11 protein-coding genes and 1 riboswitch are annotated in these 20,309 nt (G+C 74.5%); of the genes, 9 read left to right on the forward strand and 2 right to left on the reverse strand.

Annotated features, from left to right (window positions below; translation table 11 throughout):
• Positions 1 to 17: 17 nt before the first annotated feature.
• The 3 genes from L1280_RS01360 to L1280_RS01370 are packed head-to-tail and all read left to right on the forward strand — an operon-like array spanning position 18 to position 3,420.
• Entirely contained in the window at positions 18 to 779 is a 762-nt protein-coding gene (locus tag L1280_RS01360) for a class I SAM-dependent methyltransferase (RefSeq protein WP_253580218.1), read from the forward strand.
• Between the two features lie 36 nt (positions 780 to 815).
• Complete coding sequence (locus tag L1280_RS01365) at positions 816 to 2,969, forward strand: ATP-binding cassette domain-containing protein (RefSeq protein WP_253580219.1); 2,154 nt, start codon at positions 816 to 818, stop codon at positions 2,967 to 2,969.
• Positions 2,962 to 3,420 carry a hypothetical protein gene (locus L1280_RS01370; RefSeq protein ID WP_253580220.1) on the forward strand — a complete coding sequence of 153 codons (459 nt, stop codon included), beginning with the start codon at positions 2,962 to 2,964 and terminating at the stop codon, positions 3,418 to 3,420. The genes L1280_RS01365 and L1280_RS01370 overlap by 8 nt, the downstream gene beginning before the upstream one ends.
• Positions 3,421 to 3,476: 56 nt before the next feature.
• Here L1280_RS01370 and L1280_RS01375 read toward each other — a convergent pair whose 3' ends face one another.
• Positions 3,477 to 14,174 (reverse strand): translocation/assembly module TamB domain-containing protein, encoded by a 10,698-nt coding sequence (locus L1280_RS01375; RefSeq protein WP_253580221.1) that lies wholly within the window; start codon positions 14,172 to 14,174, stop codon positions 3,477 to 3,479.
• A 139-nt stretch (positions 14,175 to 14,313) separates the two neighbouring features.
• On the opposite strand from L1280_RS01375, the gene L1280_RS01380 reads away from it, so the two are divergent.
• A complete protein-coding gene (locus L1280_RS01380; RefSeq protein ID WP_253580222.1) occupies positions 14,314 to 14,577 on the forward strand; it encodes an acylphosphatase in 264 nt (87 codons plus the stop codon).
• 11 nt (positions 14,578 to 14,588) lie between these two features.
• On the opposite strand, the gene L1280_RS01385 is transcribed toward L1280_RS01380, so the two are convergent.
• Entirely contained in the window at positions 14,589 to 15,485 is an 897-nt protein-coding gene (locus tag L1280_RS01385; protein WP_253580223.1) for an FRG domain-containing protein, read from the reverse strand.
• 125 nt (positions 15,486 to 15,610) lie between these two features.
• On the opposite strand from L1280_RS01385, the gene L1280_RS01390 reads away from it, so the two are divergent.
• The 5 genes from L1280_RS01390 (at position 15,611) to L1280_RS01410 (ending at position 20,303) form a co-directional block, all read left to right on the forward strand.
• Positions 15,611 to 16,180, forward strand: coding sequence for a hypothetical protein (locus tag L1280_RS01390; protein WP_253580224.1), 570 nt, complete (start codon positions 15,611 to 15,613; stop codon positions 16,178 to 16,180).
• Positions 16,180 to 16,587 (forward strand): RidA family protein, encoded by a 408-nt coding sequence (locus L1280_RS01395; protein WP_253580225.1) that lies wholly within the window; start codon positions 16,180 to 16,182, stop codon positions 16,585 to 16,587. The genes L1280_RS01390 and L1280_RS01395 overlap by 1 nt, the downstream gene beginning before the upstream one ends.
• A gap of 16 nt (positions 16,588 to 16,603) precedes the next feature.
• Positions 16,604 to 16,691, forward strand: a riboswitch (ZMP/ZTP riboswitch).
• Between the two features lie 44 nt (positions 16,692 to 16,735).
• Positions 16,736 to 18,259 (forward strand): bifunctional phosphoribosylaminoimidazolecarboxamide formyltransferase/IMP cyclohydrolase, encoded by a 1,524-nt coding sequence (purH, locus tag L1280_RS01400; RefSeq protein WP_253580226.1) that lies wholly within the window; start codon positions 16,736 to 16,738, stop codon positions 18,257 to 18,259.
• A gap of 10 nt (positions 18,260 to 18,269) precedes the next feature.
• Positions 18,270 to 19,133: a bifunctional 5,10-methylenetetrahydrofolate dehydrogenase/5,10-methenyltetrahydrofolate cyclohydrolase gene (locus tag L1280_RS01405; RefSeq protein WP_253580227.1), complete on the forward strand. Its 864-nt coding sequence runs from the start codon at positions 18,270 to 18,272 to the stop codon at positions 19,131 to 19,133.
• Between the two features lie 48 nt (positions 19,134 to 19,181).
• Positions 19,182 to 20,303: a glycosyltransferase family 4 protein gene (locus tag L1280_RS01410; protein WP_253580228.1), complete on the forward strand. Its 1,122-nt coding sequence runs from the start codon at positions 19,182 to 19,184 to the stop codon at positions 20,301 to 20,303.
• Positions 20,304 to 20,309: the final 6 nt, after the last annotated feature.

Below are 20,309 nucleotides of genomic sequence, written 5' to 3' on the forward strand. Positions count from 1 at the left end.
CGGCCTATGCTGCGGTCATGTCCCGTGTGGTCAATCCCTTCGGCACGCCCCAGGGCGCGGCGCGGTACGCGGCCGGGCGCCCTGCCTTCCACCCGCTCGTGCTGGCGCGGCTCGTGCCGCATCTGGCGGGCCGCCGGGCGCTGGGAGCAGACGTGGCCTGTGGGACCGGGTTGTCGAGCGTGGCGCTCGCCGAGCTGGTGGACCGGGTGTTGGCCTTCGACGTGTCCGGGGCGATGCTGGCCCAGGCCCGTCCCCACCCCCGCGTGACCTACGCGCAGGCCCCCGCCGAGGCGCTGCCGCTGGAAGGGGGCGTGCTGGACGTGTTGACGGTGGCGCAGGGCTTCCACTGGTTCGACCGGAACGCCTTTCTGACGGAGGCTCGCCGTACTCTGCAGCCGGGCGGCGTGCTGGCCCTCTACGACGACTTCTTTCTGGGAGAGATGCCGGGCCGCGAGGACTTCCGCGAGTTCGTGACGACGTACTGGGAGCGCTACCCGGCTCCACCCCGCCACCGCTACGACTTCGGGGAGGCCGAGGCGCGGGCAGCGGGCTTCTGCTGGCATGAGGAGCGCTTCCGGCATGGACTCGCCCTCTCCCGGCGGGAGCTCGTCGCCTACCTGATGACCCACTCCAACACCATCGCCGCCACCGAGCGCGGGGACGAGACGGCGGAGGAGGTTGGGGCGTGGCTGGAAGAACAGCTCCGACCTTTCTACGACGGCGATGAGGCGCGGGAGCTGACCTTCGGGGCCGTCCTGACCGTTCTGAAACCCCAGTGACAGGTGGGCCGGGAAAGCTCTGCTAGCCTCCCTCCCGTGCCGCCCCTCCTGACCGCCGATTCGCTCACCGTCACCTTCGGGGAACGGGCGGTCTTGCGCGAGGTGTCGCTCTCGGTGGCAGGCGGCGACCGCCTCGCCCTGCTGGGGCGCAACGGGGTGGGGAAGACCACGCTGCTGCGGGTGCTGACGGGCGAGGTCGTGCCCGAGGAAGGCACCCTCTGGCGGCGCGAGGGGCTGCGGCTGGCGGTGCTGGCGCAGCACCATGTCCACCCGCCCGGCCCGACCGTCCGCGACCTCGTGGACGCGGCCCACCCCTACCGGGCGCTGGAAACCGAGCTGCTCGCGCTGGAGGCGAACCTGGGGGACCCCAGCACCCTCGCCGCGTGGTCGGCCCTGCACGCCCGCTTGGAGGACGCCGACGCCTACCGCTGGCCCGCCCGCGCCGCGCGGGTGCTGGGGATGCTGAACCTCACCCGCTTCCTGAACCGGGAGGCGGCCACACTCTCGGGCGGGGAGCGCACCCGGTTGGCGCTGGCCCTTGCGCTCGCCCAGGAACCCGACCTGCTGCTGCTCGACGAGCCCACCAACCACCTCGACATCCGGATGCGCGAGTGGCTGGAAGGCTGGCTGCGCGACTTCCGGGGCGGTGTGCTGCTCACCAGCCACGACCGCGATTTTCTGGACGCCGTGGCGACCCGCAGCCTGTGGTTGGAGGGCGGCGAGGCCCGCGAGTATTCCGGCGGCTACTCCCGCGCCCGCGAGCAGCGCGAGCTGGAACGCCGCACGCAGACCCGGGCCGCCCGACTCGGCCAGCAGGAGGCTGCCCGGCTGAGCGGAAGCGCCGAGCGGCTCGACGAGTGGGGCCGCCGCTCCCGTGCCCTGAGGACGCGGGCGGGGCGTGTCCCCGTCACCGAGGCCCCCCTCCCCGAGCGCCAGATTCGGATGCGCCTGCTGGCAGGCACGGCGCGGGCGCCGCTGGTGGCCTGGGGCGAGCACCTTTCCAAACACTACGGTGAGCGCGAGGTGCTGCGGGACGTGGCCTTCAAGCTGCGGCAGGGCGACCGGGTGGCGCTGATGGGCGCCAACGGGACAGGCAAGACCACGCTGATGCGTCTGCTGGCGGGAGAACTGCATCCCGACCCCGGTTCCCCCGAGCCGGTCTTGCGCGTCGGCAACGGCGTCACGGTCGCGTCCCTCGACCAGACCTGGCACGGCCTGACCCCCGGCGAGGGACTGCGGGCGCAGTTCGAGCGCCGCTTCGGGGCACGGGCCAACGCGCTGCTGGGCCGAGCCGGATTCACCGCCGACGACTGGCCCAAGACCCCCGAGGTGCTGTCGGGCGGCGAGCGGGCACGGGCGGGCCTCGCGCTCGTGAGTGCGCTGCGCTCCGACCTGCTGCTGCTGGACGAACCCACCAACCACCTCGACGTGGAGGCGTTGCAGGCGCTGGAGGGGGCCGTTCACGCCTACGGCGGCGCGGTGGTCATCGTGACCCACGACCGCCGCTTTGCCCGCGAGGTCGCCAACCGCCTGTGGGTGATCGAGGACGGCACCCTGCGAGAGCCGCAGGGCTGGGGCTCGCGCGAGTACGCCGACCCCGCCCGCACGCTGGAGGGCGACCCGCCGCCCCCTCCGCCGCCGCCCACCGTCCGGCAACGGTTGGTGCCCGTGGAGAATCAACTGGCCGACGTGCGCCGCCAACTTGACGCGCCCCCCGGCACCCTGACCGGCCGCGAGGAGGCCCGCCTGCGGGCACAGGCCCACCGCCTCCAGGGGCACCTCTATGAGCTGTACGCCGAGGTCTACGCCGCCCCCCAGTACGACGCGGAGGTGCGCGAGGGGCCGTTACGGGTCCGTGCCCAACGTCTCGGTGAACGGGGCGGGATGGTGTGGGCCGCCCACGACGAGACGTGCCCCCACCTTGCCTGGGACGGCGAGACGCTGCGCTTCTCGGCCCCACCGCCCGCGTGGTACGGGGCGGCGCTGCTGGGCGGGGCGCTGCGGATTCTCTTCGAGTGCTGGAATGTGGGCCGGGCGCGGCTGGGCGAGGGTGGGCCGGTGCTGCGGCGGCGGGACTATTTCGAGCGGGTGGGGCTGATAACGCGTGTCGGCAACGGCGACCCCGGCCCACCACAGACCCCAGGCGACCAGCCGCCCGCTCCCTCCCGCTATACTCCCCAGCATGAGTGAAGACCTCATCAAGGGCCGCCTCGGCGGTGCGGACGGCTTCAGTGTCCGCTGCGCCATCGACGGTGACCGCATCTCGGGCCGCGCGGGCGGCCAGTTGTACGGCAAGGACATCGACCTCGAAATCACCGAGCGCGGCGTACAGGGCACCGTCGGCGGCGAAAGCGTGCGCATCGAGCTGGAAGAAGGCGAGCTGCGCGGCAACGTCGGCGGCCAGAAGCTGGTGCTGCGCGGCGTGGACCGGGTGACCGGCTTTCTGGGCGAGCCCATCGTGGGCTGGAACATCGTCGCGCAGCAGCAGGGTGAGAAGCTCAGCGGGCAGCTCGGCAGCACGGTGCTGGGCCGCACCTTCGAACTCGACCTCGGCTCGGCCCCCGGCTGGGTGGGCACCCTCGTCGCGGTGGTGGCGCTGTACGCGCTGGAACCTCGGGTGAGCGGGGCGGTGAGCCGCTAAGCCCCCTTCAAAAAGAAGACGCCCCGGCCTGTGCTGGGGCGTTTCTTTTGGGGCCGCTACCTCCCGAAGAACCGGTACGTCACCCCGAAGCGGAAGGTCGTGCTGTCCTCGTCGTTCGCCACGCCCACGCTCACGCTGCTGCGCGGGCCGAAGTTGTAGGCCGCGCTGATGGAAGGCCGCACCGCCTGGAGTCCCAGCCCCAGCGGCGTGCTGACCTGGAAGGAGAGGCGGCCGTCGGGCGTGGTGTAGGTGGCGTCCAGCAGGCCCTCGCCCGTCAGGTCCACCTGATATTGCAGGTAGAGGTTGCGGGTGAGGTACGACCCCAGCGTGATCGTCGCCCCGAACTCGCCGCCGTCCGCCGCGAGGTTGGGCGTCAGGCGGAACACGTCCAGCCCCAGGGCGCGGGCCACGTTCCGCTCCAGTTCGCCCAGCACAAAGATGTTCAGCGCGGTCTGGAGGGCACTCGCCCCCAGCGAGGCGAGGTTCTCCGGCAGCGCGTCGAGGTTGGGCACCCCCGTCGCCACCAATGCGTAGAGCTGCGCTTCCGTGTAGGGGGCGCGGGTGACCGGGTCGGCACAGTTCCCGTTCGCGCCCGGCGCACAGCTCAGGGTGGTCTGGAGGTTCAGGACATTCTGGCCGTTGGCCTGCGGCTCGAACTGCCCGCGCACGTCGAGCACCACGGGCACCCGCTGCCGGGTGGTCACGGCGGCGACGGTTCCGGCGGCGTTCAGCGCGAAGGAGGGATAGAGGCCGTCCCCGGCGAAAGTCACCCGGCCCTCGCGCAGGGTGAACTCATTCTCGCGCAGGAAGAGGCTGCCGCGCTCGGCCACGATCTCGCCGGTCAGTCGGGGCCGCGCCCCCGTGCCCGACAGCACCAGCCCGCCGCCGAACTCGGCCCGCGCGAGCGCCTCGTCCACCCGGATGCCGCCGGGAGCGCGGATGGGGATGTCCTCGAAGACCAGCCGCTCCAGGAAGGGCCGGGCCGGGGCGGGCACGTTCCCCCCTTCCTCCCCGGCCGGGTCGGGGAAGGTCGTGTACTCGGGCGGCAGCGGCGAGGGGAAGTTGTCGGTGGGGCGGCCGTCGGTGCCCGCCGTGCTCTGACCGGGCGGGGGAATGGTCGCCACCGCGCCTACGCGCCCCAGCACCAGCCGCGCGAAGGAGGCCGCGCCGCTGACCCGCACCGCCGCGCCGTCGTCGAGGAGCCGCAGGTCGGCGTCCAGGCTGCTGTCCCGCGCCGAGATCACCGAGATGGGCAGCGCGTAGCTCTGCGCCGTGAGGGTGAGGTCGAGGCGGGGGGTCAGTGCCCCGGTCAGCCGCAGCGTTCCGGCAGGACCCGCAGCGGTGGCGGGCGTGCGGCTGCTGGCCTCTACGGTCCAGCGGTCCTGGGCGGCCTGGGTGACGGTCACCACGCTGTTGGGCAACGCTCCCAGCGCCTGCGGCGCGAGCAGGCCCCGGAAGGTGGCGGTCGTCCCGGACAGGCGTCCCAGGCTGAGCTGCCCGCGCACCTCCAGGGTGCCGTCGCTGCCCAGCACCCCGCCGGTCAGGACGCGCCCACTGGCGGTAAAGGCCCCGGAGTCGGGCAGGTCGCCCTCCAGCGCGGGCACCTGCACGCTCAGGCCCGCGAGGCTCCCGGCGAGGTTCTGGGCGCGGAGCAGCCCGCGCGGGCGGTCGTAGGTGCCCGCCGCCGACAGGGTGAGGGTCCCCTTGAGGCTGGGGTCCAACCCAGCCAGCCCCGGAATCAGCCGCAGCACCGGGGTAAAGGTCGTGCCGTCGAAGCGGGCTTGCAGGTCCACCCGCTCGCGGGTATAGCCCCCGCGCACGTCCCAGGTCCCGGCCCCGGCGAGCTGGATGTTGACGTTGCGCAGTTCCCGGTCGGCGTAGTCCAGCGTGCCCGTGCCGGTCAGCGTCTCGGTGACGGCCTGTGGCCCGGTGCCCGTCACGGCGGTCACCCGGATGCGCTCGGCCACGACGGTGGCGCTCCCGGCCAGGGGGTCGGCCAGCGGGAGGCGGAAGCGGGCCACGCCCGTCACCACACCCTCGCCGACCGGGGTGCCCGTCACGGCGGTGGTCAGCGCTCCCAGCGGCAGCGCCTGGAGGGTGGCCTGCCCACTCAGCACGCCGCCCGTCAGCGAGGCCAGGAAGTCGCTCTCGCCCAGGAACCCGCGCAGGCGCCAGTCGCCGCCGATCAGGGTGCCCTCCACGCGGGCGCCGAGCTGCTTGGGTCCGAGGGTCAGGGCCGGGCTGGTCAGGATGACCGTGCCGCCGCCGTCGTTCAGGGTCGCCTCCCCGCTGACCCGTCCCGCGAGGCCGGGCGCCAGCGCGAGGTCGGCGAGTTCCACCTCGTCCAGCCGTGCCCGCAGGCGGTAGCCCTCCCCGGTGGGGCGCAGGGTCCCCAGGGCCTCCAGCGCGGGCAGCACGTCGGCCAGCCCGCCCGTGCCGGTCACGCGGGCGGCGCCCACCGTATTGACCGCACTGAGGTTCGCCGCGAAGGTCTGCCCCTGGAGGGTCACCGTGCCGTCCAGCCGCACCCCCTGCGCGGTCGTGCTCAGCTCCGGCAGGTCGAGGGGGTACCGGGCCGCTGCCAGCGTTCCCGTCAGGCCGCCCGCCCCGGCCGTCACGTCCGCCGTGAGGGTGCCGTCCTCCCGCCGCACGCTCCCGGTGAGGCGGCCCGTCCAGCCGCGCTCTCCCTGCGCAGCGGTCAGGTGCAGCGTTCCGGCGGGCAGCGCGGCGGTGGCGGTGAGGCTGGGGCGCCCGCCTGCCAGCGTCACCTCCCCGGTGAGGTCGCCCCCCAGGGTCAGGCCCAGGTAGGGGACCTCGTAGGTGGTGGTCACGTCCGTCACCCGCAGGGCCACCCGGCCCTCGCCGCTCGTGGTATTCGCCGTGCCGCTGGCGGTGAGGCGACCCGTCACCCCCTTCAGGTTCAGCCGCCCCAGGTCCAGGCCCGGCAATTCGGCCCGCAGCACGTCCCCGCCCCAGGTGACCTGCCCGGTGCGCTCACCGTCGGTCACGTCGAGATCGGCCGCCTGCAAGCTGGCCTCGCCCGCCGCCCGCCACTCGCCCCGGCGCAGGCTGAGGGTCAGCCGGGGGTCGGCCAGCGGTCCCTGCGGGGTCACGCTGAGGGCCAGCTCGGGGCGGGTCAGCGCGGCGGTGCCCAGCCAGCGCCAGGTTCCGGCCTCGTCGGGCCGCACTTCCAGCACCCCGTTCGCCTCGGCACCGGGGCCGTCCACCAACCGCACCTGCACGCCGCCTGGGGTTGCCAAGATTCGCGCCCCCGCCCCCAGCAGCCCGGCCTCGCCCCTCACGAGGGGCTGCCCCAGCGGACCGTCCAGCCGCAGGGCGGCGGGCTGGGTCAGCACCCCCTCGGGACCGCCCGTAACCCGCACCGTGCCGTGCCAGCCAGTGAAGGGGTCGGCGTTCACATCGAGCGCCGCCCGCAGCCCCGCCGCCCCCAGGGTGCCGTCCAGTTCCAGCGCTCGGGCGCGGTACACCGCCCGCACGTTGCCCTCCAGCCCATCCCCTGCCGCCAGGGTGAGGTCGGCCGCCGGGGAGGCGTCCAGCGTGGCCGTGCCGCTCGCCCGCACGGTGCCGCCCGCCGCGCCCAGCGTCAGGCCGGAGAGGGTCAGGCGCCGCCCCTCCAGCGTGGCGACCGGGTCCGCGCCCTGCGTCAGCGTGCCGCGCAGGTCTGTCAGGGTGCCTCCGAAGCTGCCGCGCGTGTCGGCCAGCGTGACGCCGAAGGCTTCTGCCCCGCGCGTCTCCAGCGTCCCCGTCAGGCGCGGGGCGGTCAGCGGGCCGGAAAGGGTGACCTCCGCCGCCGCCTCGCCCGCCGAGCCCTCCACCAGCGCGAGGGGCCGCAGGCGCACCCTTCCGCCGAGACTGGGCACGAAGCCCTCCCCGTCCGTGAGGGTCAGGGTGCCCTCGCCCAGCGCCCCCGCCGCCAGCGCGTACTCGCCGCGCCCGTCGCCGCGCAGGGTCACGGGGGCGGGCAGGCCGCCGACCCGCGCGGTCGCGGTGCCCGCCAGCCGGGGCCAGGTGCCCTCCAGGTCGAGCGTGAGGTCGTTCCTGCCTTGCCGCGCCGTGCCGTACACCCGTCCCCGCAGCGTTCCTGCCCCCAGGTCGAGGTCGCGGGCGTCGGCGTAGAGGATGCCGCTGCGCCCCTCACCCTTCAGGGTCACGCGGGCGTGGGCGCGGGCCTCCCGCACCGGGCCGGAGAGGGTGGCGAGGGCATCAAAGTCGTCGGTGCGGGCCGTCGCTTCCCCGGAGACGCGCAGGTCCCGCAGCGGTCCAGTCAGCGTGAGGTCGCCTCCGACCTGGCCGACCCCGAACGCACGGGCGTCCACATCGCGCACAGTCACGCGCACGCCGTCGGGGAGTGCTCCCCGCGCCTTCAAAACCCCGCCGCGCAGGCTGCCGTCGAGTTCGGCCTCCAGGCGGTCAGGAGCGCCGGGTGCCCGCGAGAGGCTGGCCCGCCCGTACAGGCTGAAGGGTCCGGCCTCGCCTTGTTCGCCGCGCAGGGCGAGCTTGCGGGCCTCCACCCGCAGCGGACCGCCCGTCAGGGTGCCGCTGGCCTCCACCTGCCCGCCGAAGGTCAGCGCGTCCACGTCCCACGCCGGGGGCAGCAGCCGCGCGAGGCGCACGGGGTCGGCCCGCACGCTGAGGCGGTAGCGCCCGCCCTCCAGCGTGCCCCCGCCCGAGAGCCGCGCTCCGGCGAGGCGCAGCGAGACGTTCCCGGCCCGGTAGGTCGCGCCCACGTCGCCGCTGAGGTCGCCCGCCACGTCGTCGAGTCGCCCGGCGAAAGTGGCCCCAGCCTGGGCCCAGGTCGTGCCCTCCAGGGTGGCCCGCCCGGTGGCCCGCAGCTGCCCCGGCCGCTCCCACAGGGCGCCCACGTCCAGCGCCGCGAGGTCCAGCGTGCCGCCGGGTCGCAGCGGGAGATCGGCCGGGAAGCTCCCCGTCACCCGCGCCGGACCGACGCTCGCGGCCAGGGCCAGCGGTCCGGCGCCGGTCAGTCGGGCGTCGAGCGTCCCGCCCGGCACCGTGCCCGTGGCCCGCAGGTTGCCCAGCCAGCCCGTGCGGGCGTTCCAACCCGTCACCCCGTCCAGCCGCACGCGGGTGTCCCCGGCGATATACGGCGCATGGACGTTCAGCCGCGCCGCGAGCAGTCCGCCGAGCGCCCCCGATCCCAGCCGCCCACGCACGGTCCCAGCCAGGGCCTCTCCGCCCAGGTCGGCCTTCCAGTCGCGCCCGAACAGCCGCGCGGTGACGCGGGTGTCCGCTGCCTGAAGGCCGCCCACCCCGCCGCTGAGAACACCCTGCACGCGCACGTCGGGCTTGCTCAGCGTGCCCAGCACCTGCCCGGTGTACTCGCCGGGGAGGGCGTCGCGCAGGCTGGCCTTCGCGCTGAGGCGCAACTCGGGGAAGACGGGACCACTCGCCCGGAAGGTGCCCAGCCCGTTCGGCAGCGTGGCCGTGCCGCCCCGCACCCGCAGCACGCCGCCCGCGTAGGTCGCCGGAGCGCGGAAGGTCACGCCCGCGACCTCGCCTTCGGTGTCCAGCCGCAGCGAGCGCAGGGTGCCGCTCACCGTGCCGCTGACCCGCCCATCGGCGCCTGCCAGCGGCCCCAGGTCGGGCACGTCCACCCGGCCCGTGACCGCCCAGTCGTTCGGCGTCCGGTTCAGGTTCAGTGCCAGGGTGCCGCCCGCCACCGTGCCGCGCAGGGTCGCGCTCGCTTCCGGCCCGGTGAGCGCCCGGCCCACGGCGGTGAGGTCCACGGCCCGGCCCTCGTACTGCCCGGCTGCCCGCAGGGTCAGGGTTTCGGCCGCGTTGCCGCTCAGGGTGCCGCGCACCTCTCCCAGGGTCAGGTCGGCATTTGCGCGGGGATAGAGCGGCCCGCGCACCCGCAGCGCCAGCCCGCCGAGGTCGCTTTGCAGGTCGCCCGCGAGCTGTCCGCGCGTCAGCGTGACCCGCCCGGCCGCGCTCTGCCCGGAGGCGGCGAGCTTCACGTCGGCCCGGCCCGTCGCCCGGTCGAAGTCCAGCCCCGGCACCGTGAGGTCGGCCGTGACCTGCCCAGTCGCGGCCACGAGGGGGCGCAGCACCAGGGCGTCCAGCACCGCCCCCCGGATGGCGAGGTCGCGCCCATCGTAGGTCAGCGGGATGCGCGTGCCGGGGTGGGTCAGCTCGGCGGTGGCCCGCACGCCGTTTCGCCACGAGACAGCCCCGCGCAGGCCGAGCGGCTGGCCCAGGTAGCGCGTGCCCGAATTGGTCAGGGTTGCGCCGTCCGCCGTCACAGCCGCGACAAGTCGCCCGGCGACGAGTTCGGCCCTCAGATCGGCGGGCAACTCGGCCAGGAAGGGGGAGAGGCTGGTCTGAAGCTGCCCGCCCAGTCGCGGCAGGAGGTTGACCCGTCCAGCGAGGGGACCCGACGGCAGCGCCGCCAGCGTTTGACTGCCGCCTCGCAGGGCCACCGTTCCCGCTCTCCCGCCGAGGATGTAGCGCAGGCCCGTTCCGCCATTCCAGCGCCCACCCGCATAGGTCAGGCCACCCACGTTGACTCGGCCCGCTGTGGGCAAGGCCGTCAGCGGCAGCGTCTGGGCCGGGAGGACAAGCCGCGCGGCGTCGGCCCCGAAGCTCTGCCCCCGCACCCGCAAGTCTCCGCGCATGGCCGTCAGGTCGCCCGCTGCGTTCGCCTCCAGGTACGGCCCGGCGAGGCTCGCCCGCACGTCCGACACCTCGCTCAGCCCCCGCAGCCGGGCGGTCGCGGTCAGGGTGTGGTCGGCCAGCTCGCCCGTCAGCGCCAGCCCCCCGTCCCGCGCAGTCAGGCGCAGCGGCCCGGCCCGCAGGTCACCCGCAGGCTGGCCGTTCGCCAGCGTGATGCGGCCCGTGATCCGCTCGCCCAGCGCCCGCACATTCACGCCGACTTGCCCGCTCGCCCGCTCGGGGGCCAGCCCCGGCAGCGTCAGGTCGGCGGTGACTCGCCCGGTCGCCTCCACGAAGGGCCGCAGCACGCGGGCATCCAGCCTCGCGCCGCGCACCCGCAGGTCGCGCCCGTCGTAGGCGAAGGGCACCCGGCTTCCCGGATGGCTTAGCGTCCCCGACGCCCGCACCCCGCGCCGCCAGTCCACCCGCGCCCGCAGGCCCAGCGGCTGGCCCAGGTAGCGCGTGCCGGAGTTGGTCAGGGTTGCGCCCTGCGCCGTCACGTCCGCGACGAGTTGCCCGGCGACGAGTTCTGTCCGCAGATCGGCAGGAAGGGCGGCGAGGAAGGGGGCGAGGCTGGTCTGAACCCGCCCGCCGAGTTCAGGCAGGAGGTTCACCCGCCCGGTCAGGGGGCCGGAGGGCAGTGCCGCGAGGGTCCGGCCTCCGCCGCGCACGGCGACGGTCCCGGCACGTCCGCCCAGCGCGTACCGCACGCCCAGCCCGCCATTCCAACGCCCCGCCGCGTAGGTCAGTCCCCCCACGGTCACGCGCGGTCCGGTCAGGTCAGCGGTCAGCGGGAACGTCTGCGCCGGGAGGGTGGCCTGCGCCGCTCCTGTCCCGAAGCGCTGGGGCCGCAGACGCACGGTGCCGCGCAGGTTCTCCACGTCCCCGGTCGCCGCCGCCGTCAGCAGCGGCCCGGTCACGTTCACCCGCAGGTCCCGCAGGGTCGCGGGAAGGGTCAGGCGGCCCTGAGCGGTCAGGCGGTGCCCGGCGAGTTCCCCGGAAGCGTCCACCCGCCCGTCCCGCGCGGTGAGGCGCAGCGGCCCGGCGCTCAATGTGCCGGAGAGGCGCCCCCCCCGCGCCGTCAGGTCGCCCACCAGCGGCTGCCCCGCCAGCGTGAGCTGCCGCGCCCGCACGTCGAAGTCGGACAGGCTGCGCAGGTTGACCCGCGCCGTGCCACCCGAGCCGTCGAATACGTCGAGGGTGCCGCGTGGAGTGGCCCCGGTGCCGCGCACCCGCCCATCCACGTAGAAGCCCTCCAGTGGCCCGCGCACCCGCAGGTCGTAACTGGCTGCCGGGAGCGCCGCCGTCCCGCTTGCCCGCAAGCCGCCCGGTCCCTGCGCGGTCACGTCCAGCGCCCGCCACGGTCCGGCCAGCGCCACCGCGTAGCCACCTTCCAGCGTGCCCCGCGCCCGCACCTCACCCACGAAGTCCGGCCCCCAGGTCGCGCGGCCCTGCACCTGCCCGGAGCGTCCTAAAGCCGTCAGCGCTTGGGCGCCCTCCACGGCCACCAGCCCCGTCCGAGCGTTGTACTGCACCCGCAGGTCGCCCCAGGTCCCGCTCGCCGTCAGGCGGGGGGTCAGCGTCGCCGTGAGGTCCACCGCCTGCCCCGGCAGCGTCACGCCCGCCTGGGTCAGCGGCGTGGTGCGCCCGGTCAGCCGCGCCCGCAGGTCACCGTAAGGCCCCGCCACGGTCGCCGAGAGCGTTTGCCCCTGCCACGTCACCGGGCCGGAGGCGGCCACGTCGGGGTAGACCCGGCCGCTCAGGCGGGCCACCGCGTCCGCGTAGGCGCCGCGCAGGTCGGCGGTGACCTCGCCGCCGCGCCGGGTCAGCGTGCCCGCGACGCTCGCCCCGGCCACCCGCGCGTCCACCCCCGCCGTACCGCCCGTGCCCACCAGCGCGAGGTCCAGCGTCCCGGCGAGGTCAGGCTGCCCGACCAGGGGCCGCAGCGCCGCGAGGTTGACCCGCCCGGCCGCGTCCCAGCTTTCCCCGCTGAGCACCCCCCGCGCCGTCTCGCGCCCGCCGCTCGGTCCTGCCGTCGTCAGCGCGAAGCGGACGCCGCCATCCTCCAGGGCGAACTCGCCCGCGATGTCCGCTCCTTCCACCTGTGCCGTCGTGCGGAAGTCGTCCGCCAGCACGGTCCGCGCCGAGACGGTCACGCCGCCCGCCGTGCCGCGCAGGTCGGCGTAGTCGCCGCGCCCGGTCGCCGTCAGGTCGTAGCCGTTGCCCCGCGCCGTCAGCGTGCCCGTGACCTGGCGGTCCGTTGTCACCGTCGCTGTCCCGCTCACCCGCGCTCCACCCGCCACCGGCAGCTCCCGCGCCGTGAGGGTGAAGGCGTCCCCGTTCCACACCAGCCGCTGCCCGTCCGGGCTGAAGGTGCCCCGCTGCCCAGGCAGGTTCAGCGCAATCGGGCCGCGCAATGTTTCCGTCACGCCGGGCACGTCCGCCGCCAGCGTCCCGCTCAGCACCCCTTCGCTCAGGTCGAGGTCGCCCCCGCCGCTGAGCGTGACTCCCGCCCCGCTGAGGCCCTGCACGGTCCAGCCGCCCCGGAACTCCCGGTTCAGGTCCAGCCGCGCCGCGCCGAGGTCGACCCGCAGCCCCTCCCCGTCCAGCCGCCCGGTCCCCGCCAGCCGGAAGGGTCCCGCGACCCCGTTTGTCACCCGTGCCCGCAGGTCACGCGGGGTGCCCTCCAGCGCCACCCGCGCCGACGCCGCCCCGAAGGTGGGGTTGAGGGTGGCGGTCAGCGCCTGGGTGGGCAGCGAGTAGAGCCCGGCGAGCGGCCCGCCCAGCCCCTCGCCCGTCAGGGTCACGAGGTTTTGCGCGTCCACCCCCGCCCGAAGCTCCAGCGGCTTCCCGGCGAAGTCGCCCGCCCAGGTCGCCCGCCCCGAGCGTCCGAAGGCCCACTCGCCTGTCAGGGTCTGCTCCCCGTTCAGGCGCGTGCCCGCCCGGAAGGTCAGGGTGTTCGCCTCTGGCAAGTCGCCCTTTTGCGCCGGGCTGGTGAAGACGTACCCCGCCCGCAGGTCCCCGAAGGGCACCCCGGCAAAGCGTCCCGCCCCGGTCGCCTCCGCCCGCACCTCGGCGTGGGTCCAGCCCCCGGCGGTCGCCCGCAGGCGCAGGGTCCCGTCGCCCGTGGTGCCCAGCGCCCGCGCCAGCCCCGCGACGCGGGGGGTGGCCTCGGCGGTCACGTCCCAGCGCTTTTGCCGGGTATTCGCCGTGGCCCGCGCCGTCACTGGGCCGTCCCAGCCGCGCCCGGCCAGCCGCAGGGCGAGGTTGTCACCCCGGTGGGTGAAGGTCCCGTTCACGTCCCCCACGGTGACCCAGCGGGCCTCCGGCACCCGCAGGCTGGCGCCGCGCACCCGCAGGTCCCCGCGAATCGGCGCTCCCCCGCCCACCGCGTACTGCCCGGTGATCCGCCCACCCGTCACCCCCGGCCAGTAGTGGTTGATGATCCGGGCGTCGGCGTCCACGTCCAGCAGGAAGCGGTTGCCCAGTTCTCCCTCCTGCACGGTCACGTTCGCGTTCAGGTCGCCCTGCCGGGTCTGCCCGCGCACGGCCAGCCGCCCGTCTTCCAGCGGCGAGACCCGGAAACGGCCGTCAGGCACGTTCAGTCCGGCCCCGTCCACATTCACCCGCGTGCCCTGCACGTCCAGCCCGCCCAGCACCACCCGCCAGCCGCCCCCCTGGCCGCCCTCCTCGGAGGCGGGGCCGCGCCGCAGCAGGTCGCCCAGGCGCAGGTTCACGGAGCCGTTCTTCACGGCCACGTCCAGCCGCAGGGTCCGGGTGCGGGGGTCCACCCCGGTCACGCGGACGCTGGCCTCGTCCGCCGTGGCCTCCACGCCGGGAATCCTGACCCGTGCTCCGCGCAGGCCCGGCGACCACAGCCGCCCGCCCACGCCCTCGGCGGTCACCACGTCCCCGCCGAACTGCCGCAGTGCCCACTGCCCCAGCAGGGCGGGCGCGAACCACGCCGCCAGCCCCAGCAGCGCGGCGAGGGCCAGCAGGACCCACCCGGCCCGCCGGAAGCGGGAACGGGTCGGGCGGGAAGGCGCGGGGGGGGTCGGCGTCACGCCGGGCCTGTGGGGAGGACGGTTCGGGCGGGCATCCGGCCCATTCTAAAGGCCCTGGGGTGAGCGTCCGCCGCCGCTTTTCACCCCAGCGTCAGCTTCGGCACCCTCCCCCCCCAGGTGGGCGGGCTACCATCCCGCCATGCGTCTGACCGCTCTCGTTTCCGGCACCGTGCAGGGGGTGGGCTACCGCCGCTACGTCCAGCGGCACGCCCGTGACCTCGGGGTGTCGGGCAGTGCCGAAAACCTCCTCGACGGCCGGGTGGAGGTCGTCGCGGAGGGCTCGCCCGAGGCCCTCGACCGCCTGCTGCACTGGCTGCGGCGCGGCCCCCCCCACGCCCGCGTGTCGGGAGTAGAAACCCAGTACAGCGAGGCGACCGGCCTGCGCGAGTTTCACGTGTACTAGCCCAGCAGCCCTCAGCCCCACTGCCGCAACTCCTCCTTCTGCTCCTCCAGCGCGTCGCCCTGGCCCCGGCCCTCCCCGCGCTGGCGGTAGTAGCGTTGCAGCGCCTTGCCCAGCCCCCCCAGCCCCGGAAAGAGGGTGCGCTCGGTGATGTTGGCCTGGTCGAGCTTGTCGCGGATTTCCCACTTGAACTCGGCCGGAAGGATGACCTTGCGGGCGCTGCCGGGGTGCCCGGCCAGCCACTCGTCGAGGGCGAGGTCGGGGGTGGAGAGCAGCGAAAAAAGCGCCGCCTGCTGCACGATCCTCTCGTCCAGGGAAGGCGGCTCCAGAAACAGCAGGAAGGGCTGCTCGCCCTCGCGCTCCAGGTCCTCGAGCCAGTTCAGCTCGAAGGCGGGCGAGGCGGGGGCCACCACCAGCGGCTCCCGCGCCCGCGAAAAGGCGGCGAGCATGTCCACCGTGAACACGCCCGCCCCCTCCTGCTCCAGCAGGGCGGCCAGCGGCGGGGGCAGGGTCGCGTTCGTCCGCTCGAAGTTGGTCATCCAGACCACGCCGTCCTCGCCGTAGAGGTCTTCCTCGGCGGTGGCGAAGTGCAGCGCCACCAGGGGCGAGGAGGTCCAGTCCAGCAGCCGGGTGGGCAGGCCGTGGTGCTGCCCCACCGCCAGCCAGTACCACGCGAGGTCCCGGTCGATGCCGCTGCGGTGGGCGTACTTGCGGAAATTGCGCAGCAGGTGCCCCTCGATGGCCCGCGTGTCGCCCCCCTGCCGCTGCAAGGAGGTCGTCAGCGGGGCCGACCCCCGCCCCTGCCCCCGGAACACGTAGGGCGAGCGGTGCCTTCGCAGCGCCGGATTCCACGAGTCGGCATACAGGACCTCGTGCAGCTCCGGCCACGTGGAGACCGTGATTTCTTCCATGCCCCACGATAGGCCCAGCCTGGCGGGGACCGCGCCGACCCTCAACGGGCGCTCATGGCCGCGTTCGCCTTCCCGTAAAGGCTCCCGCAAGGCAGCGTCCGCCCCGCCCGGCTTAAGGTGCCCCCATGAGCCTCAAGGACAGCTTCACCCCCGACGAGTGGTATCAGGTCATGACCGCCCCCGGCCGCGTGGGCGCCGCTGTGGTCGCCGCCAGCCCCAGCGGCGTGACGGGCCTCGTCGCGGAGGCGCAGGCCATCGGCGCCGCCATCCGCGAGAGCGTGAGTGCCGAGAACCGCACGCCACTCCTCGAAGCGATGGCCGCCGACCTGATGGGCACCCCGCCCACCCCCCAGGAGGTGCCCGCGCAGGACCGCCCCCGCACCCTGGACGAGGCCCGCGCCCGCAGCCTGGAGGAAGTGCGCCGCGCCGCGTGGCTCGTGGGCGCCAAGGCTGGCCCCGAGGATCTCGCCGCCTTTCGCCACCTGCTCCTGAGCGTGGCCGAGCGCACGGCGGCGGCCGCCAAGGAGGGCGGCTTCCTGGGCTTCGGTGGCGAGCAGGTGAGCGACCGCGAGCGGCAGGTCGTCGCGGAGTTGCGGGCCATCCTGGGAGATGAAGGGACGCCCGCCGCCGCCCCCACCCTCGTCCACGAGACGCCGCCCGACGGCAACCCCGACGGGTCGGGCAACAGCAACTGATGGCGGGACCGCCGGACCATCTCCGCTTCGTGCAGGTGCCCGCCCTGGGACCGGCTCCGGGGTACTCCCATCTCGCCGAGGTGCGCGGCGGGCGCACGGTCTACCTGTCCGGCCAGATCGCGGTCAATGCCCAGGGGGAGGTCGTGGGGGCAGGTGACTTCACCGCCCAGGCCCGGCAGGTCTTCGAGAACTTCCAGCTCGCACTGGCCGAGGTCGGGCTGACGTTCGGGCACGTGGTCAAGCTCACTCTTTTCCTGACGGACATGGCCCACCTGCCGCAGCTCCGGGCCGTGAGGGACGAGTTGATCGACCTCGCCCAGCCCCCGGCGAGCAGCGCCGTGCAGGTCGCCGCGTTGGTGCGCCCCGAACTGCTCGTTGAGGTGGAGGCTATCGCCGCCGCGCCCTGACTCTGTATCCTGACCCCCGACCGGCGGCGACTGGCGCTGAACGTGGGGCACACCACGGGGAAGCCGCCCGGACTTTCAAGAGATCGCGCGCCTGGGTCGGACGCCTGTTGCCCTTATAGGCAGTGGCGTCCGCATTCAGGAGGGCAGCATGACCAGACGAGCACTGATCTCGGTGAGCGACAAGGCGGGCGTGGTGGAGTTCGGTCGCGAGCTGGCCGCGCGGGGTTGGGAGCTGCTCAGCACGGGCGGGACCCTGGCGGCGCTGCGGGCGGCGGGCGTGCCTGCCACGGCGGTGAGCGACGTGACGGGCTTTCCCGAGATTCTGGACGGGCGGGTCAAGACCCTGCACCCCGCCATCCACGGCGGCCTGCTCGCCCGCCGGGAGCCGGGGCACCTCGCGGAGCTGGAGACGCATGGGATTGGTCCCATCGACCTCGTGTGCGTGAACCTCTACCCCTTCCGCGAGACGGTGGCGCGGGGAGCAGCATTTGAGGAAGCGGTCGAGCAGATCGACATCGGCGGCCCCGCGATGCTGCGGGCGGCGGCCAAGAACCACGCGGCGGTGCTGGTGCTGGTGGACCCGGCCGACTACCCGCTGGCCCTCGCGGGGGAGGTTTCCCCGCAGGACCGCCGCCGCCTCGCCGCCAAGGCCTTTCGCCACACCGCCGACTACGACGCGGCGATCGCCGGATACCTGACGGGGGAGGAGGGGGGCCAGTTCCCGGACCGCCTCACCCTGTCCCTGTCGCGCGTGGCCGAGGTCCGCTACGGCGAGAACCCCCACCAGCCCGGCGCGATCTACCGACGGGAGGGGGAGCGCGGGCCAGTGCTGGACGCCCGCCTGCTGTCGGGCAAGCCCATGAGCTTCAACAACTCTGCCGATGCCGATGCCGCCTGGGCGCTCGCCGCCGAGCTGAGCGGGCAGGAGGAGGGCACCGTGTGTGTGGCCGTCAAGCACGGCAACCCCTGCGGGGTGGCGGTGGCGGCTACGGTGGCGGAGGCTTGGGAACGCGCCCGCGACGCCGACACCCTCAGCGTGTTCGGCGGCGTGGTGGCGGTGAGCCGCCCGGTGGACCTGGCAGGAGCACAGGCGATGCGCGGCACCTTCCTCGAAGTGCTGATCGCCCCCGACGTGACCCCCGAGGCGGCAGCGTGGCTCGCGGCGAAAAAGCCCGACTTGCGGGTGCTCGTCGCGGCATCGGACGCGGCCCCCGGCCCGCTGGACCTCCGTCCGATCGCGGGGGGTTTCGCCGTGCAACAGCGCGACAGCCGCCCCTGGGACGATCTCTGCCCGGAGGTGGTGACCACCCGGCAGCCGTCCGAACAGGAGTGGCAGGACCTGCGCTTCGCCTGGGCGGTGGTCAAGCACGCCCGCTCCAACGCGGTCGCCCTGGCACGGGGCGGCGTGACGGTGGGCCTGGGCGCGGGGGCGGTCAGCCGCATCTGGGCCGCCGAACGCGCCGTCGCCAACGCGGGCGAGCGGGCACGCGGGTCTGTGCTGGCGTCCGAGGCGTTCTTCCCCTTCGACGACGTGGTGCGGCTCGCGGCGGGGGCGGGCGTCACGGCCATTCTCCAGCCCGGCGGGGCCAAGCGCGACCCGGAAGTGATCGCGGCGGCGAACGAGCTGGGCCTGAGCATGGTGTTCACCGGCTCGCGGCATTTCCGGCACTAGGGCAGGGGAGATGACGACCCCTTCCCAGTCGCTGCTCGGGAAACCCCTGGCGAGGCAGGTCACCCGCGAGGTGCGGGCGGCGCTCGCCAGGTGGAACTTCCGGCCCCACCTCGTCTCCGTGCTCGCCTCCCACGACGAGGCTTCGGCGGTCTATGTCCACAGCAAGGAGCGGCAGGCAGACAAACTCGGCGTGCGTTTCGGTGTGCGTGACCTCGGCGCGGGGGCGACGCAGGCCGAGCTGGAAGCCGAGTTGCGTGACCTCTCCGCCGACCCGGAGGTGCACGGCATCGTCCTCGAACTGCCGCTCGCGCCGGGGCTGGACGCCGACGCCGCCCTCCTCCACATCGCCCCCCGCAAGGACGTGGAGGGCCTGACCCCCGCCAACCTCGCCCTGATCGCGGCGGGCCGCGAGGCCGAGGCCCTGCTGCCCCCCACCCCACGCAGCGTGCGCTTCCTGCTGCGGTCGGTGCTGGGCGACGACCTGCGCGGGCGGCGGGTCGCCGTGATCGGGCCGGGGCGCACGGTGGGACGGCCCCTGACCTTCATGCTGAACAACCGGGGGGTGACCGTGACCCTCTGCAACGAGCATACCCGTGACCTCGCCGGGGTCTTGCGGGAGCAGGACGCAGTGGTCGTCGCCGTCGGGCATGCGGGATTGCTGCGCCCGGAGCACGTGCAGCCCTGGCACGTCGTCGTGGACGCGGGCATCAACGTGCCAGGGGACGGGGAAGGGGTGGTCGGAGACGCCCGGCCGGACCTCCCCGTCCGCGCCCAGACCCCGGTGCCGGGCGGCGTCGGGCCGCTGACAAGTGCGCTGATGTTCCAGAACCTCGTGCGGGCGGTGAAGTTGCAGCGCGGGGAAGCGGTGGAGTAGGGGACGGGTCCCGTAGCCCCGCGCCCCCACTTGCACTAGCCTGCGCGAATGCGTTCGTCGGCTCCCTCCACCGCCTCCCCGACCTCCCCCCGCACCCACATCGCCTTCATGACCGACGCGCCCCGTGTAGCGGGCAGCGAGGTCTGGCTGCTCGACCTGCTGCCCATGCTTCAGGCGAGGGGCCTGCGGACGACCATGTTCCTGAGCCGCGAGCCCCGGCTGGACGAACTCGTGCGCCGCTTCGGGGAAGCGGGGGTGGCCGTGCACCGCTACGGAGCACTGGAGGAACTGCCCGAACTGACCCAGGGCTTCGACCTGCGCGTCCTCCAGATGTGGTACCGCCACCACTACAGCGAGCTGCTGCCCCGCCTGAGGGGGCCGCGCTGGGTGGTCAGCCATGACCAGATGGAGTTCCACTACCCCCAGCCCCTGCGCTTCACCCACCGCGAGGCCTATCCCTGGACCAAGGCCGGACCCTTCCGGCAGGCCGACCGGATTCTGACCGTCTCCGAGTGGGCCGGGGACTTCGTGCGGCGGCAGATGCGCCTGCCCGACGTGCGCGTGCTGCAAAACGGCGTGGACGCCGAGCGGTATCGCCCCGCCCACGACGAGGCCGAGCGGGAGGCGCTGCGGGAGGCGCACGGCTTCCGGCGCTTCACGGTCCTGGTGCCGGGACGCTTCGCCCCCGAGAAGAACCAGATGACGGCCCTGCTCGCTGCGCGGGCGGCTCCACACCTGGATTTCGTCTTTACCGGGGACATGGACTCGCCGCTGGGGAACCTCGTGCAGGGGGTGGCGCGGCGGGGGCAGATCACCAATGCGCGGTTCCTGGGCCGCCGCTGGGACATGCCCGACCTCTACCGCGCCGCCGACGCCCTGCTGCAACCCACCCTGGCGGAAAACCAGTCGCTCGTGACGCTGGAGGCTATGGCCTCGGCCCTCCCGGTCGTGACCACGCCCATTCCCGCGCAGGCCGAACTCGTGCAGGACGGGGTGTCGGGGCTGCTCGTCAAGCCCCGGCCGGGCCTGCTCGCCACGGCGCTGGGTGCCCTGGCCGCCCACCCCTACCGCGCCCGCGAGTTCGGGGCGGCGGCGCGGGCGCATGTCCTCTCCCGCCACACTCTGACCCACACGGCCGACCGCCTGGCCGAGCTGCTGCGCGAGGCGTGAGCCGGG

This window comes from Deinococcus sp. HSC-46F16 (assembly GCF_024171495.1).
Lineage (GTDB): Bacteria > Deinococcota > Deinococci > Deinococcales > Deinococcaceae > Deinococcus.

Excerpts from the sequence above, each read along its gene's own strand:
- L1280_RS01360 (WP_253580218.1), top strand. The coding sequence starts at position 18 with ATGTCCCGTGTGGTCAATCCCTTCGGCACGCCCCAGGGCGCGGCGCGG.
- L1280_RS01370 (WP_253580220.1), top strand. The coding sequence starts at position 2,962 with ATGAGTGAAGACCTCATCAAGGGCCGCCTCGGCGGTGCGGACGGCTTC.
- L1280_RS01380 (WP_253580222.1), top strand. The coding sequence starts at position 14,314 with ATGCGTCTGACCGCTCTCGTTTCCGGCACCGTGCAGGGGGTGGGCTAC.
- L1280_RS01385 (WP_253580223.1), bottom strand. The coding sequence starts at position 15,485 with ATGGAAGAAATCACGGTCTCCACGTGGCCGGAGCTGCACGAGGTCCTG.
- L1280_RS01390 (WP_253580224.1), top strand. The coding sequence starts at position 15,611 with ATGAGCCTCAAGGACAGCTTCACCCCCGACGAGTGGTATCAGGTCATG.
- L1280_RS01395 (WP_253580225.1), top strand. The coding sequence starts at position 16,180 with ATGGCGGGACCGCCGGACCATCTCCGCTTCGTGCAGGTGCCCGCCCTG.
- purH (WP_253580226.1), top strand. The coding sequence starts at position 16,736 with ATGACCAGACGAGCACTGATCTCGGTGAGCGACAAGGCGGGCGTGGTG.
- L1280_RS01405 (WP_253580227.1), top strand. The coding sequence starts at position 18,270 with ATGACGACCCCTTCCCAGTCGCTGCTCGGGAAACCCCTGGCGAGGCAG.
- L1280_RS01410 (WP_253580228.1), top strand. The coding sequence starts at position 19,182 with ATGCGTTCGTCGGCTCCCTCCACCGCCTCCCCGACCTCCCCCCGCACC.